The 15524-nt window shown below is 68.8% G+C and carries 13 protein-coding genes; 7 read left to right on the forward strand and 6 right to left on the reverse strand.

Annotation, left to right across the window (positions count from 1 at the left end; genetic code table 11):
• Positions 1-59 precede the first annotated feature (59 nt).
• The gene (locus J0I47_RS14010; protein WP_294047586.1) at positions 60-416 is read left to right on the forward strand and encodes a hypothetical protein; all 357 of its coding nucleotides are present in this window, start codon (positions 60-62) and stop codon (positions 414-416) included.
• Positions 417-429: 13 nt separating this feature from the next.
• On the opposite strand, the gene J0I47_RS14015 is transcribed toward J0I47_RS14010, so the two are convergent.
• The 6 genes from J0I47_RS14015 to J0I47_RS14040 form a co-directional block, all read right to left on the reverse strand.
• Positions 430-1764 carry a DUF3443 family protein gene (locus J0I47_RS14015; RefSeq protein ID WP_294047587.1) on the reverse strand — a complete coding sequence of 445 codons (1335 nt, stop codon included), beginning with the start codon at positions 1762-1764 and terminating at the stop codon, positions 430-432.
• On the reverse strand, positions 1761-2264 hold the full coding sequence (locus tag J0I47_RS14020) for a DUF2844 domain-containing protein (RefSeq protein WP_294047588.1): 504 nt from the start codon (positions 2262-2264) through the stop codon (positions 1761-1763). Before J0I47_RS14020 ends, J0I47_RS14015 begins: the two co-directional genes overlap by 4 nt.
• Before the next feature lie 119 nt (positions 2265-2383).
• A complete protein-coding gene (locus tag J0I47_RS14025; protein WP_294047589.1) occupies positions 2384-2767 on the reverse strand; it encodes a hypothetical protein in 384 nt (127 codons plus the stop codon).
• 111 nt (positions 2768-2878) lie between these two features.
• The gene (locus tag J0I47_RS14030) at positions 2879-3265 is read right to left on the reverse strand and encodes a response regulator (RefSeq protein ID WP_294047590.1); all 387 of its coding nucleotides are present in this window, start codon (positions 3263-3265) and stop codon (positions 2879-2881) included.
• Positions 3262-5763, reverse strand: a complete 2502-nt coding sequence (locus J0I47_RS14035; protein ID WP_294047591.1) for a CHASE3 domain-containing protein — start codon at positions 5761-5763, stop codon at positions 3262-3264. Before J0I47_RS14035 ends, J0I47_RS14030 begins: the two co-directional genes overlap by 4 nt.
• Positions 5760-6407 (reverse strand): response regulator transcription factor, encoded by a 648-nt coding sequence (locus J0I47_RS14040; RefSeq protein ID WP_294047592.1) that lies wholly within the window; start codon positions 6405-6407, stop codon positions 5760-5762. Before J0I47_RS14040 ends, J0I47_RS14035 begins: the two co-directional genes overlap by 4 nt.
• 118 nt (positions 6408-6525) lie before the next feature.
• Here J0I47_RS14040 and J0I47_RS14045 point away from each other — a divergent pair, with 118 nt between their 5' ends.
• The 6 genes from J0I47_RS14045 (at position 6526) to J0I47_RS14070 (ending at position 15508) form a co-directional block, all read left to right on the forward strand.
• Positions 6526-7173 carry a response regulator gene (locus J0I47_RS14045; RefSeq protein ID WP_294047593.1) on the forward strand — a complete coding sequence of 216 codons (648 nt, stop codon included), beginning with the start codon at positions 6526-6528 and terminating at the stop codon, positions 7171-7173.
• A gap of 238 nt (positions 7174-7411) precedes the next feature.
• Positions 7412-8314, forward strand: coding sequence for a hypothetical protein (locus J0I47_RS14050; RefSeq protein WP_294047594.1), 903 nt, complete (start codon positions 7412-7414; stop codon positions 8312-8314).
• 11 nt (positions 8315-8325) lie between these two features.
• Positions 8326-8796, forward strand: coding sequence for a hypothetical protein (locus J0I47_RS14055; RefSeq protein ID WP_294047595.1), 471 nt, complete (start codon positions 8326-8328; stop codon positions 8794-8796).
• A 31-nt stretch (positions 8797-8827) separates the two neighbouring features.
• Complete coding sequence (locus J0I47_RS14060) at positions 8828-9925, forward strand: hypothetical protein (protein ID WP_294047596.1); 1098 nt, start codon at positions 8828-8830, stop codon at positions 9923-9925.
• A 79-nt stretch (positions 9926-10004) separates the two neighbouring features.
• Entirely contained in the window at positions 10005-14993 is a 4989-nt protein-coding gene (locus J0I47_RS14065) for a DUF11 domain-containing protein (protein WP_294047597.1), read from the forward strand.
• The gene (locus tag J0I47_RS14070) at positions 14990-15508 is read left to right on the forward strand and encodes a hypothetical protein (protein ID WP_294047598.1); all 519 of its coding nucleotides are present in this window, start codon (positions 14990-14992) and stop codon (positions 15506-15508) included. Before J0I47_RS14065 ends, J0I47_RS14070 begins: the two co-directional genes overlap by 4 nt.
• Positions 15509-15524 lie beyond the last annotated feature (16 nt).

Here is a 15524-nt window from a genome sequence, read left to right on the forward strand (position 1 = left end):
CCGGCGCGCGGGATGCCGTGCGCCGGCTTATTCCTGTTGCCGCCGCTCCGGATAGAACCATGAGAATCCAGCTCTACCGCGTCCTGTTCGGCGCCGCGCTCGTCTTCGCCGTGACGATGGCGCTGCTCCCGCATCCGCCGCAGTTGCCGATCGACCGCTGGGGCGACAAGTCGGAGCATATGCTGGCGTTCGGCGTGCTCGCGGTGCTCGGGTCGCTGGCGTTCCCGCGGCTGCCGCTGCCGCGGCTCGGCGAAAGGCTGTCGTTCCTCGGCGCGCTGATCGAGGTGTGCCAGTCGATCCCGGCGCTGCATCGCGATTGCGACATCCGCGACTGGCTGGCCGATACGCTGGCGATCGTCGTCGCGCTGATCGTGATGCACGTCGTCCTGCGGCGGGGGCAGGCCGCGTTAGGCTAGGCGTGCCGACCGCTCAGAACGCCACGTACGGCCCGGCGACGCCGCCCGCGTTGCGTCCCTCGATCGAGGTATAGACGGTACGCCCGAAGAAGAACGGGATGCCGAAATCGAAGCTGTTGGCGAACGGCAGCGGCGGCGTCACCAACGTCGGGTTGACGCCGAGCCCCGGCGCGACGGTCGACGTGTTGGGCACGTCGAGCGGGCTGTAGAGCGTGAACGACCCGCTGACCGTCGTGCCGTTCTGCCCGGTCAGCGTCGGCGACAGCAAGGTCGGCGTCGTCGGGCAGTAGAAGGCGATCAGGTCGGTCTCGGTGCACGGATTGAGGCTGGTGTCGATGAAATAGTAATCGTTGCTGCCGGTATCGAGGAAGCTCTGGGTCAGTTGCTTGCCCTTGTACGTCGCGGTCAGCACCCCCGCGCCGAGGCCGCTGCCCGACGAGGTCAGCCGCAGGACGTTGGCGGCGGTGAGCGTGTTGTCGGACTGCGTGCCGATCCCGAAGATCACCGTGCCGGTCAACGACGCGACGCCGCGCTGCGCGACCGCCGGCAGGGTGATGATCGTGCCGTTATTGTCGGCGGGGAAGGCCGCGACCGGATTGGGCAGTTGCTGGAACGGCGCGCTGGCATTGGCGGCGCGGGCGATGACGCTGCTGCACCCGCTCGTCGGGCAGGAATAATAGATCGCGCCCGACGATCCCCCGGCGACGGTGCAATAGCTGCCGCAATCGGTGGTCGTCGTGCCGATCCCGATGATCCCGTTGGCGCCGAAATCCTTGACCGTCGTGATCGCCGTGCCGCCGCCAGACGAGCAACTGCTGGGCGCGCTGGCGAAGACGCCGGTGTCGGCGATCACCTGGAGCGGCATGCCGGCGACCTTTTCGCCGACGATCGAGAAATCCGCGGTCCGCACCGATCCGAACGCGTAGGAGTTCACGTATTGGTAGCATTCGCCGACCGGGTTGCTCGCCGTGTCGCTCTCGGTCGGCAGCGCGGCGAGCAGGCTCGCGTTCAGCGCCGGCTGCATGATGCGCAGCCCGACCGAGCCGGTGTCGAGGATGACATGGTCGATCGTCTGGCAATTCGTCGTCGAACCCGGCGCGCAGATCGTGACGGTGACATAGGGTTCGTTGAACGCGGTATAGGCGTCGGTCCCGGTGTTGAGCGCGGCCGGCCCGGCGTCGAGCGTGACGGTCGCGGTGTTGACGGTGCTGGCGGTCGGGGTGGGTGTCGGCGTCGGCGTGACCGTCGGCGCCGCCGCCACTGTCTGGGTCGACGATCCGCCATCGCCGCCGCACGCCGACAGGGACAGTGCCAGCAACAGGCCGGCGACACTCGCGCGCAGCCTCACGGCTGGATCGCCAGATCGGCGACGGCAAACCCGGCCGGGGCGAGCGAAGGAATGTAGGCGACGCCGTGGAACCAGCCCATGTGACCGCCGACCTGGATCTGGAGGTTCGGTTGCGCGGTGCGCGGCGGCTGGCGCAGCGAATGCATGCGCCGCGCGGTCGCGACGCTGTTCGCCTGGAACGTCGGGAAATAGGGTCCGAGCAAGGTCGCGAGGTCGGGCTTGCCCGGCCCCGACCAGGCGACCGCGAAGACGACGCCGTCGGCATTGGTGAATTCGTGCACCTGCCCGCCGTTCGGGCGCGTGAGTTCGTGACGCGTAAAGCGGCCGGTCGCCACCGTGCTGAGCCGTGCGGCCATCCGGCTGCGGTCGGCGGTGACGCTCGACGCCGATCCGCCGAGATGGGCGGCGGCGCTATCGGAAACCAGAGCGGCGATGGCGGCAAGACCCATCGCGACGGCAGGACGGATCGGCGGCACGGTCGGGCGACCTCCCAAACGCAAACTAGGGATCGCGGCCGCGGGGAGGCGTCGCGATTGCCGGCAAGCCTATGCGGGCACCGATCCTTGTCAATATCCCGACGTGGTAACGCCGGCGTTATGCGACCAACCGAGCGAGGGTGTCAGGCGACCGCGGCGACCGCCGGCGCGGGACGGTCGGTGCGCAGGCGCGGATGGTAGAATTCGCGCTCCTCGCGCAGCATCTTGCGTTCGAGCGCGTCGAGGATGCTGCGCGTCTCCCCGCAATAGGCCGACCATTCGGTGTCGATCCGGTCGGGCGTCCACTTGGCGACATGGTCGCGATAGCGGCGCTCGAACCCGTCGACCAGCGCCTTGCCGACGATCGTGTTCTCGATCGCGATGTGGCGCAGCAATTGCCGCGTCAGCTGCCAGCGGGTGGAGGCCAGCCAGTGTCCGATCGGCATGCCGTTTTCCGCGAGCAAGTCGCGCAAGGCGGCCGACAGGCTGCGTATCTCCCGGTGGTCGTCCAGCATCGCGTTCAACATGGCGCATCCTTTCGCGACCGGGTTCGGCGCGCGCGCTTAACGAAAGCTTGCCGCGGGAAAGCGCCGGCTCGCGATTACCACCAAGGTCTAAAGCGGATCGCGAAAAGACCGTCAGGGCCGCCCGACGAGGGCGCGAATCTCCGCCGACAGCTGGAGCGGGTCGAACGGCTTCAGGATCACGCCGGCGGCACCGTGCGCGAGATATTGCGCGACATCCGCCTCGCGTCCCTTCGCCGTCATGAACAGCACCGGCGTGTCCGCCATCCCCGGCAGCGCGCGCAGCGCCGCCAGCGTCGCGAGGCCGTCCATTTCCGGCATCATCACATCGAGCAGCAGGACGTCGGGCCGCCACTCGCCGTCGCCGAGCAAGGCGACCGCGTCGCTGCCCGACGCCACCGCGCGAACGGTGAAGCTCGGGTCGAGCCCGAGCGCCATCTCCACGATCGTGCGGATGTCGGGATCGTCGTCGACGTACAGGAGCGAAAGCGGCGCCGTCACGACGGCGGGTTCCGTTGCTCGAGGACACGCCGCACCGTCGCGCGCAGGTCGGGGAGCGAGCCGCGCGACTTGACCAGCACGGCATCGACCTGCCCCGCCGCCGGGCCGCTGACGTCGTGCGCGGAAAAGATGATCGTCGGTATCGCGAGGCCGTGTCTGTCGATCAGCATCGGCAGCAGGTCGAGCCCCGACGATCCCTCCGCCAGGTGGAGGTCCATGATCGCCAGGTCGGGCGATTCGTGTTCGAGGATCGCGCGCGCACTCGCCAGATCGCGCACCTTGACGATCCGCGCGTCCGGACTGAGCGCCGCCTCGACCACGTCGAGCATGTCCTGATCGTCGTCGAGGTGCAGGATGGTCGGCTGCGCGCCCAGCCGCTCGATGGTCTTGGCGAGCGCGGCGGCGAGGCGCGTGGGATCGACCGGCTTCTCGATCCAGTCGACGATGTCGAACGGCACCGGCTCGCCGGCACCATCGCGAGTCATTCCCGACACGATGATGATCGGTAGCGACGGGACGCCGTCGCTGGCGTAGAGCGAATGCGCGAACGCGAGCCCGTTCTCGTCGGGCAGACGCAGATCGAGCAGCAAGGCGGCGTAGCGCTGCTCGGCGAGCGCGGTGCGTGCGCGTGCGGCGGTTCCGACGCAATCCGCGGCATGGCCGATCGCCGCCACCATCTGGCGCAGCGTCTCGGCCGTGTCGGCGTCGTCCTCGACGATCAGGATGCGGGGGGCTTGGTCGCGATCCGGCGACGACGCGTGATCGCGGATCAGGTCGAGCTGGAACGCGAAGCGCGTGCCGACCGGGCGATCCTCGAACCAGATGCGTCCATAATGGCGCCCGATGATCTCGCGCGAGATGGCGAGGCCCAGGCCGGTGCCGACCCCCTGCTCCCCCGCGGCGCGTTCGAACCGGCCGAAGATGCGGTCGCGGAACTCCGCGGGCAGGCCGGGGCCGTGATCGTCGATCGTGACGACCGCGCGGCCGTCGGCATTGTCGACCGTCAGCCCGATCTCGACCGCGCTGCCGGCCGGCGACACGCGGACGGCGTTCGACGCCAGGTTGGCGATCACCTGCAACAGCCGCTCGGCATCGCCCATCACGCGCACCGGATCGTCGGGCACGCGGCACAGGATCGGGACGTCGGCGGCGTCCGCCGATCCGCGGATGCCCTCGCCCGCGCGCGTCACGACGTCGCGCAGGTCGATCGGCTGGCGTTCGATCTGCAATTTGCCCGATTGCATCCGGTCGATGTCGAGCATGTCGTTGATGAGGCGGATCAGCCGGCGCGAATTGTTCTCGGCGATCTCGATCAGCCGCTGGGCCGGTGCCGGAATCTTGCCCGCCGACCCGGCCCGCAGTAGCCCCAGCGCGCCGACCACCGACGTCAGCGGCGTGCGCAGTTCGTGGCTGACGGTCGACATCAGCTCGTCCTTCACCCGCTCGATCCGCTTGCGCTCCGAAATGTCGCGGGCGGAGGCGACGATGTGACAGCCATCGGGCTGCGGCATCACGCCGAGCGCGATGTCGACCGGAATCGTGTGGCCGTCCTTGTGCTTGATCGTGCGGTCGGGCAGCCAGGCATTGGCCAGCTTGCCGTCGACCAGCCCGATCCGTTCGTGAAACGTGACGGTCCGGTCGAGCAGGTCCATCAGCACCGACACGTCGCGGCGCTCGACCTCCTCCGGCCGATAGCCGAGCAGCGCCGCCGCCGCCGGATTGATCGATTCGATCGTGCCGCTGGGGTTGAGGATCGTGATGGCGTCGGTCGTGCTGTCGAGGATCGAGCGATTGCGCTCGGCGATGCTGTGGGCGGCCAGCCGCGCGCGGTAGCGGCCATAGCTCTCCAGCCAGATCAGCACTGCGCTGCCCAGCGCCAGCAGCCCCGCCACCGCGATCCCGACCCAGATCCAGAAGCGGTCGCCGGCGACGTGGCGGGCGTACGCCGCCACCCGCGCGTCGCGGTCGCGCTGGGCGATCGCCAGCATGTCCGTCGATACGCCGCGCATCGCGTCCATCAGATGCTTGCCGCGGCCTTCCTGGACACCCTCGATCGCGGCATCGAGCCCGCGGTCGCGACGGTCGGCGATAACTTGGTCCATCTCCGCAAACTTCAGCTCCGCCAGGCCGCGCAGCCGCGCGAGCAACGCCGCCTGGGCGGGTTCGCCGCGTAATTCCCGGGCGAGCTGGTCGAAGGTCCGCATCACCGCGAGCCGCGCCGGCACGTACGGATCGAGGAATTGCGGATCGCCGGTCAGGACGTAGCCGCGCTGGCTCGATTCGGCATCGGCGATCCGCGCGATCAGCGTACTCGCTTCCGTGCTGCGGTCGAAGGCGGCCCGCGCGTCGGCGCGCATCGCCTCGGTCCGCGCATTCTCCGTCCCCAGCCAGGCCGACGCCGCGATCAGGATCGCCGGGACGATCAGCGCGAGCAGGATGAAGCGCGTCAGGCTGGGCGGCGTCGGGGTGCCGTCGTGACGATTGGCGACAGCGCTCATGGCTGGGCGACGTCGCCGAGCAGCGGCTGCATCGCGAGCAGGGCCTGCGCGCGGTTGGTCACGCCGAGCTTGCGGAAGATCGCGGTCATGTGCGCCTTGACCGTCGCTTCGGTGATGTCGAGGTCGCCCGCGATCTGCTTGTTGAGCCGCCCGTCCGCCAGTGCCAGCAGCACCTTCAGCTGCGCGCCCGACAGCGTCGCGACGCGGTCGCGCGCCGATTTCGCGGCGCCGCCGGCCGCCGTTTCGGACGGAAAGATCACGCGTCCCTCGGCAATCTCGCGGATCGATGTCGCCAACGTATCGAGCGGCCGCGTCTTGGACAGGAAGCCGGCCGCCCCCAGCGCGCGCGCCGCGTCATGGATCACCGGGTCGCGATGCGCCGACACGACGACGATCGGTGTTCGGCCGAGCAGGTGCTGGAGGCGCAGGAATCCTGAAAACCCGCGCGCGTCGGGCAGCACGAAATCGAGAATGACGAGGCGGTAGCCGGTGCGGCGCTGCGCGATCGCGGCCTCTGCCTCGCCGATCGAACCGGCATTGTCGATCCCGATCCCGGGCAATCCGGCACGCACCGCCAGCGCAAGTCCCTCGCGCGTCAGCGGATGGTCATCGGCGATCAGGACATGCCGTCCGGTCGCGGTCACGCTGGGTTCCAGCACGTATCCAGAAGACGTCCCCTGAGTTTATGCTATCATTGCCCCCGAATTACCCAAAATTGTCCAGATTTTTCTGCCTCATTTTGGTGCTAAACGGAAGCTAAGTTTGCGTAATCCCATCGTTCTTGTCGCTGACGACGAGCCGGCGACTCGGTTGTTCGCATCCCGCGTCCTGCAAAAGGCGGGCTGGCATGTTGTCGAGGCGGCGGACGGAGAGGCTGCGGTCGCGCTGGCGATGTGCGAGCCGGTCGATCTGGTCGTCATGGACATCGACATGCCGCGCCTGGATGGCTGCGCGGCGACGGCGCAGATTCGCGCGGCGGGCGGTGCCATCGCGAGCGTGCCGATCCTGGCTTACTCGCTCGTCTGTCTCGACGATGGCGCCCTCGCCGAGCGTGGGTTCGACGGTCGTTTGCCCAAGCCCTGCGCGCCCGAAGCTTTGCTGGCTGCGGTCTCGGCCTGGCATCCGTCTGTGGGGCTGGCCGACACGCAGCGGCTCAAGGCCGTCTTCGGCGAGGACGAGTTGACGCCGCTAATCGCGCGGTTCCGCGATCAACTGGTCGAGGCACTGGCGGCGCTCGATACCGGAGACACAGGGATGGCGCATCGTATCGCCGGGGTCGCCGGGACACTCGGGTTCGCGCAGGTCAGTGAGAGCTGGTTGCGGCTATCCGAGGGCGACGGCGCCGCGCGCGACGATGCGCGCCGGCTTGCCCGGCTGGCCATCGCGGCGATCGACCGCGACGCGATCTGAAGGGCCGGGAATCGCCGCCAATCGCCCTCGGCCGGGGCCGTCGTGCGGCTGGTCAAGCGACTAACCTAAATTGGTTTCGGCATTATACTATGGTCGTAAAGCGTGGCTCCCGGTGGTCGTCGGTAGCAACCGCTTAACCTAGAAGCCCATCCCCCATCCGCACGCGATTTTTTCGGCGGGGATGAGGGTGACGACAGTCGTTCGCAGCGTTGGGAACAGGGCACGGGGCGGCGTTGCGATGGCAGCGCTCGCGCTGGCCATGGTCGCGCCTGCGCACGCCGCGACACGCGCCGGAACCGCGATCGCCAACACCGCGACGCTGACCGTCGGCAACGGGGCCGACCGGCAATCGCTGCCGTCGAACACGGTCACGCTGACCACTGCCGAACTGCTCGACGTGACGGTCGCCGCCGACCGGCCGACCATCGCCGCGACCGGTGCCGAGATCGCGGTCGGCTATGTCGTCGTCAACACCGGCAATGGCGCCGAGGATTTCGTGCTGACGATCGCGAGCGACCGGTCGGCGGTGACGGTGGCACGTGTCGCGATCGATAGCGACGGCAACGGCAGCTACGACGCCGCGAGCGACCGGTCGCTGGCGCCGGGCGCCCCGCTATCGCTCACGCCGGGCCAGTCGGTCCGCATATTCGTGCTGGTCGATGGCGGCCAGGTCACCGCCGCCACGCATATTTCCGTCACGGCCACCGCCCATACGGGCAGCGGCGTGGCGGGCACCACGTTCGCGGGCGCAGGCGATCAGGGTGGCGACGCCGTCGTCGGTCGGACCGGTGGCACCGCGACCGCCACGACGCTGCTGACGATTTCCGCCGACCAGCCCAGCCTGACCAAGTCGCAGACGGTGTTCGCCCCCGACGGCAGTACGCGCGCGGTTCGCGGCGCGATCGTCACCTACACGCTGGTCGCCAGCTTCCCAACCGCGACCGGCGGGGCGGCGATCGACGATCCGGTCCCTGCCGGCACCACCTACGTCCCCGGCAGCATCACGCTCGACGGCCGCGCGCTCAGCGATGCGGCCGATGGCGACGCTGCCAGCGTCGATGGCGTCACCATCCACGTCGCGCTCGGTGACGTCGCCGCCGCGAGCACCCGCACCGTTCAGTTCAGCGTCAAGATCCAATGAGGAGTCGTTCCATGTTCAAACCGTTCCCCCTTGCGATCGTCGCCGCGGCGGCGGTCTCCACCGCCGCGATCGCCGCCGGGCCGCTCCAGGTCACGTCGAAGATCTTGGCTGAGCATCGCGCGCGTGCTGCCGACGGCACCACCAGCGAGACGTTGGTCGCGGCCGCCAAGGTCGTGCCCGGTACGCGCGTCGTCTTCGTGCTCGAATATCGCAACACCGGCCGCCAGCCGCTCGCGAACATCGTGTTCGACAATCCGGTGCCACGCGGGATCGCCTATCGCGGACCAGCGCCCAATTCGCCCGCGCCGGAGGTTTCGGTCGACGGCAAGACCTATGGCGCGCTCGCTGCGCTCAGCGTGCGCACGCCCGCCGGCGCACGTCCCGCCGGCCCCGACGACGTGACGCACGTCCGCTGGCGCCTCGCGCGCCCGCTCGCGCCCGGCGCGCAGGGCCAGTTCGCGTTCCAAGCCGTCCTGAAGTGAATCCGATCATCCTATCCGAGGAGTAATTCGCATGACCGTCAACAGGGTTAGACTGCTGCTGCTGTCGGGAACGGCTGCCGTAGCGAGCATCGGTACCGCGCACGCCCAGACCGCGCCGTCGGGCACGGTCGCCGGTACCACGATCAGCAACACCGCGTCGGTGACCTACACCGTCAACGGCACCGCGCAGACGACCAACTCGACGACCGCGAGCTTCGTGGTCGACCGCAAGGTCAACCTGACCGTCGTCAACGACCAGGCCAATGCCTCGACCAAGGTCAATCTGGGCCAGACCGCCGCAGTCACCCGGTTCAAGGTGACCAACAACACCAACGGGACGCAGGATTTCCTGCTGAACGCGATCCAGGCTGGAATCGTCGGCGGGCTGATCGGCACGATCACCGGCACCGACGACTTCACGATGAGCAACCTGAAGGTCTATGTCGATAAGAACGGCAACGGCGTCTACGATCCCGGCGTCGACACCGCGACCTATATCGACGAGCTCGCGCCCGACCAGTCGGTCGAGGTGTTCATCGTCGGTGACGTGCCGGCGAGCGGGAACATCAACCTGCACAATGTCGCGTTGCAGGTCATCACCGCCGCCGGCGGCGCACCGGGCCAGCAGGGCGCGGCGCTGGCGGAGACGGTCAACCTCAACAATGCCGACATGAGCGTCGACGTCGTGTTCGCCGACAACGACAACGATGGGCTCGGCTTCGACACCGCGCGCAACGGCCAGGGTTGGGCCTATGCCACGTACGAGATCGGCGCGCGCAACGTCGCGCTGACGGTGACCAAGTCCGCGCTCGTGCTGTCGGACGGGGTCAACCTCACCAATCCGAAGTCATTGCCGGGTGCCGTCGTGCAATATTGCCTGGTCGCGAACAACGCGACGCTGCTGACGGCGGCGAACAACGTCGTGCTGACCGACGTGATCCCGAGCAACACGACCTATGTCGCGGGATCAACCCAGGTCGGACTGCCCGGTGGCACCTGTACGCTCGCCGGCGCGGTGCAGGACGATGCGACGGTGTTCAACGCGACCACCAAGACGATCACCACCGCTATCGGGACGCTAGCGGGCGGGGCGTCGACCGCGGTCTCGTTCCGGGTGACGATCAACTAGCGCGCCGCCGCTCCTGCTTTCTCGAAAGGACCGATCCGCACTCCGGCGCGCCACGCGCGCGCCGGAGCACGCCCCAGCCATGACTCGCGTTCGTCGCCTCGTCCTCCTGGCCGCCCTGATCGGGCTGGCGACCGCCGTTCCCGCGGCGGCGCAGACGAATACGCACGTCACCAACACGGCCACGCTCAGCTTCGATGCGTCGAGCGGCCGCCAGACGATTTCCTCGAACACCGTCGCGCTCGACGTCGATCGCACGAAGCTCCCCACGCGGTTGAGCTTCCGCCTGCCGCCGGTCGGCTACACCATGACCGGCATGGCGTGTCAGACCTCGCCGACGACCCAATTCACGCCCGCCCCGATCGACGCCGATACGCTGGCCAAGGCGCCGCCGATCCGGACGCTCGACGACAACCAGCCGATCATCCTCGTGCTGGAGAATCCGGGCGGCAACCATAATCCGACCAAGCGCGAGACCGCGTGGATCAACGTTTCGACCGAAAGCTTCCATGGCACGCTGCCGCTCTTGGAGACCGGGCCGGACACCGGTGTGTTCGCCGGCGGCGTGCCGGAAGGCGGCCGGACTGGCGACATTGCGCCATGCGATCCCACGCTGGTGCGCGGCGAGCATCTGCAGCTATCCTTCGTCGAGGACGATTACAGCCTGGGATCGAGCGCGGCGATCCTGATCGACCCGGCCGGCTACGTGTTCGATTCGCAGACGGGAGCGCTGATCGACGGCGCACGGGTCAGCCTGGTCGATGCGAACGACCAGCCCGCGACCGTGTTCGGCGACGACGGCGTCAGCCGCTATCCGGCGAGCGTCGTCACCGGCGGCAGCGTCACCGACGCGAGCGGTCGCGTGTACCAGTTCAGCCAAGGCAATTACCGCTTCCCGTTCGTCGCGGCGGGGCAATACCACTTGAAGTTCGATCCGCCGGCGAATTATTCCGCGCCCTCGACTCGCTCGCGCGACGATCTCGCGCAACTGCGCGACCCCGGCGGTCGTGTCTATCTCATCAACGACGCCTCGTTCGGCGGTGTCTTCACGCTATCGGACCCGCGGCCGTTCTACGCCGATGTGCCGTTCGATCGGGCGGGCGACACCAGCCTGCTGCTGACCAAGACCGCCTCGGTGCGCGACGCGTCGCCGGGTGATTTCGTGCAATATCGCGTGACCGTCACCAATCGCGGGGCGGCGAGCGCGAACAATGTGCATCTGACCGACATCCTCCCGGTCGGTTTGCGTTACGAACGCGGGTCGACGCGCGGGGCAAGCGAGCCGACCGTGTCGGACGACGGCCGCAACCTGGCTTTCGCGGCACCCATGGTGCCGAAAGGCAGCTCGACCGATATAACCTATGTGGTTTCCGTGACGCCAGGCGCGCCAACCGGAGAGGCCGTCAATCGCGTGCTCGCCTCCGGCCCCGGCGGCGCCACCAGCAACGAAGCGGCGGCGGCGGTGCGGATCGCGGCGTTGCTGTTCACCGACGGTTTCACCGTGATCGGACGCATTACCGAGGGCGATTGCCACAACCCCGACAGCGGGCGCCGGGGCATCGCCGGCATCCGCGTCGTGCTGGAGGACGGCACCTTCGTCGTCACCGACAAGAACGGCTATTACCACGTCGAGGGCGTCCGCCCCGGCCGTCACGTCGTCCAGATCGACACCGGCAGCATCCCCGCCTCCTACGCGCCCGTGACCTGCGATCGCGACACGCGCAGCGCCGGCAGCGCGATCTCGCGCTTCGTCGAGGGTGAGGGCGGGGTGCTCAAGCGCGTCGATTTCCAGCTGCGCCCGACCGGCAAGGTTGCCACGAAGGCGACCGCCCTGCCCATCACGCCGCTCGGCGACGCGCAGGCCGCGGGCGATCGCGACTGGTTCGCGGGTCAGGCGTCGGGCACCGAGATCCTATTCCCGACCCCCGATTACAACCCCCGCGCGCCCGTCACGCGGATCGTGGTCAAGCACGCCCCGGGCCAGCGCATCGCGCTGCGCGTGAACGGCGCGGCGGTCGATCCGCTGACCTTCGACACGACCGACACCAACGATGCCAGGACGATCGCGCTGTCACGCTGGACCGGTATCGCGCTGAGGGACGGCGACAATGCGATCGAGGCGCGCGTGCTCGATGCGAAGGGCGCGACCGTCGCGACGCTCACTCGCACCGTCCACGCCGCGACTGCCGGCACCCGCGCGACGCTGGTGCCGCAACTCAGCCGGCTGGTCGCCGACGGCCTGACCCAGCCGCTGGTCGCGGTGCGCGTGACCGACGCCGCCGGCCGCCCGGTCCGCGCGGGTAGCCTCGTCCCGTTCCATGTCGACCAGCCCTATGGCGCGGCGATCGACGCCGAACTCGAACAGGGCAACCAGCTCACCGGGCGCGATCGTGCCCAGACCATTGCGCGGGTCGTCGGCGACGACGGCCTGGCGTTCATCGCGCTCCAGCCGACGATGCAGGCAGGCAACGTCCACATCGTCGTCACCCTCGCCGACGCGAAGGCCGAGCGCACCAGCGACATCCGCGCCTGGCTGGCGAGCGCGGCGCGCGACTGGATCGTGGTCGGGTTCGGTGCCGGCACGATCGGCTACGACACACTGCACAGCCGTACGACGGCGCTGCCCCCGGGGATGAAGCAGGGCGTCGTCACCGATGGCCAGCTCGCTTTTTACGCCAAGGGCCGGATCAAGGGATCGTGGCTGCTGACGCTCGCCTATGACAGCGATCGCCCATATGACCGCACGCGCGGGCTGCTCGGCACGATCGATCCCGACCGCTACTACACCGTCTATGGCGACGGCTCGCGCCAGGGCTACGATGCGGCATCGGCGCGCAAGCTCTACATCCGGCTGGAACGGCGTGATTTCTACGCGCTGTTCGGCGATTTCGAGAGCGGGCTGACCGATACGCAGCTGACGCGGTTCAGTCGCACGCTGAACGGCATGAAGGCCGAATATCACGGCCGCACCGTCAGCTTCACCGCTTTCGCCGCGAAGACCGACCAACTCTATGCGCGCGACGAGATCCAGGGCAACGGCCTCAGCGGTCCGTATCGCCTGACCGGCCGCGACATCGTGCCGAACAGCGACAAGGTGCGGATCGAGGTGCGCGACCGGCTGCGCCCCGACCTGGTGCTGACCTCGACGCAACTGACGCGGCATATCGACTACGATATCGATCCGGTTGCGGGCACATTGCGCTTCCGCGAGCCCGTGCTCGGCCGCGACGCTGACCTCAATCCGGTGTTCATCGTCGTGGATTACGAGACCGACGGCACCGCTCGCCGCCTGGTCGCCGGCGCGCGCGCCGTGGCGAAGCTGGCGGACGGCAAGGTGCAGGTCGGCGCCGGGGTGCTGCACGACGAGACCGTGGGCAATGCAACCGTCATCGGCGCGGACATCCGGGTGAAGCCGACCGCCAATACCGAAGTGCGCGGCGAAGTCGCGACCGGGGGACGCTACGGCGTCGGCACCGGCCGGGCGTGGCTGGCCGAGGTCGAGCATCACGACCGCTCGGTCGACGTGCTGGCCTATGCGCGCAGCCAAGACGCGACCTTCGGGCTCGGCCAGCAGAATCTGGTCGAGGCGGGCACGCGCAAGCTGGGCGTCGACGGCCGCGTCGCGCTGACCGACACGTTGTCGCTGACCGCGACCGCCTGGCATTCGACACAGCTCGACGGACCCGGCGCGCGGACCGCCGCCGACCTCCGCCTCGAATATCGCCGCGAGGGCAGCACGCTGTTCGTCGGCGGCCAGATCGCCGACGACACCGGGATCGACGGCGGCGCGCGCCACTCCCGCCTGTTGACGATCGGCGGTAGCCAGGCGCTGCTCGACGGCAAACTGGTGCTGTCGGGCCAGGCGCAGGTCGCGCCGGGCGGCAGCGGCGATCGCGCCAGCGTCGATCTCCCCGCGCGCCAGCAACTCAACGCCGCGCTGACCGTCGCCAAGGGCATTCGCCTGCTCGGCGGGTACGAGATCGCGCAAGGGACCGACTTCACGACCCGGACCGCGCGGATCGGCTTCGACGTCGCGCCCTGGGCCGGCGCCAAGCTGATGTCGACGATGAACCGTCAGGCGATCGGCGAGAATGGCGAGCGGGCCTACGCGCAATATGGGATGAGCCAGTCGCTACCGCTCGGCCGGCACTGGACGATCGACGCGACCCTCGACGCCAGCACGACGCTCACCGGGCACATCCCGGCGGGCGCGTTCGTCAATGCCTTCACCACCACCGCCGCCGGCTCCGTCGCGGGCGCGTACCAGAACGACGGCGATTACGTCGCGGTTACCGGCGGGGCGGCGTATCGGGCGGAGCGCTGGTCGTGGAACGGCCGCCTCGAATACCGGCATTCGGACCAGAGCAATCGCTGGGGCGTGACGACCGACGTCCTGCGCTCGCTGGGGCAGGGGCGGACGTTCGCCGCGAGCCTGCGTTATTACGACATGACCGACCGGAATGGCGCGACGGCCGTGTCGCTCGCCGCCGACGCCGCGCTGGCGCTGCGGCCGCAGGACAGCCGCTGGTCGGTGCTCGAACGGCTGCAACTGCGCCGCGACCGCGCCGATGCCGGGTTCACCGGCACCAACCCGCTCGGCGTGGCGACGGGGAACGGCGCGTTCCAGGCGACGCTGCGGCTCATCAACAACGTTGCCGTCAATTACCGCAGCGGGGCGGAAGGCGACGCGCACGGGTTCGAGGCGACGGTCTATTACGGATCGAAATGGGTGCAGGGCAGCTTCGGCGGCGACGATTATACCGGCTATGTCGATGCGATCGGGTTCGAACTGCGCCAGGATGTCGGCCGCCGGTTCGATATCGGCGTGCAGGGGTCGGTGCAGCACGCCTGGACCAGTGGTGTCGTCGATTACAGCGTCGGGCCGTCGATCGGCGCGTCGCCCGCGACGAACCTCTGGGTCACGGCGGGTTACAATGCGGCGGGCTATCGCGATCGCGACTTCGAGGGCGATCGCTACACAAGGTCCGGGCCCTACGTCACGATGCGGCTGAAGTTCGACCAGTTCTCGCTGCGTGGTGCAGCGCAGGCAGTGCTGGGGAGGGGGCGATGAGGCGCACGATGCTCGTCCTTGCCGCTGTCCTCCAGCCGACGCTGGCGGGGGCGACCGACCTGACCGTCACCAAGACCGCGACCGTGGTCAACGATCCCGTCGGTTCGGTCGCGCCCAAGTCGCTGCCGGGGGCAGAGGTCGACTATACGGTGCTGTTCACCAACCCGCTCGGCAATCTGGGCCAGCCGGTGCGCAACATCACGATCACCGACACCCTGCCGGTAAACGTCATCCTGCGCGTCAGCGATATCGCGAGCGCCGGCAAGGGGCCGATCGAGTTCCTCGACGGCAGCGTGCTCGGGATCGGGGGCAGCGGCCTGACCTGCACCTTCGTGTCGCTCGCCAGCACCAGCGACTGTGTCGATTTCTCGACCGACGGTGCGACCTGGACCTACGTGCCGGTCCCCGATGCCGCGGGCTACGACGCCAACGTCCGCGCGATCCGGGTGCGGCCGGCGACCACCTTCAACACGTCGGGCTCGTTCCAGCTCCGGTACCGCGTGAGGATCAAGTGACGGACAGGGAGCGCAC

Origin of the sequence: Sphingomonas sp. (assembly GCF_017304635.1) — a bacterium.
Taxonomy (GTDB): domain Bacteria; phylum Pseudomonadota; class Alphaproteobacteria; order Sphingomonadales; family Sphingomonadaceae; genus Sphingomonas.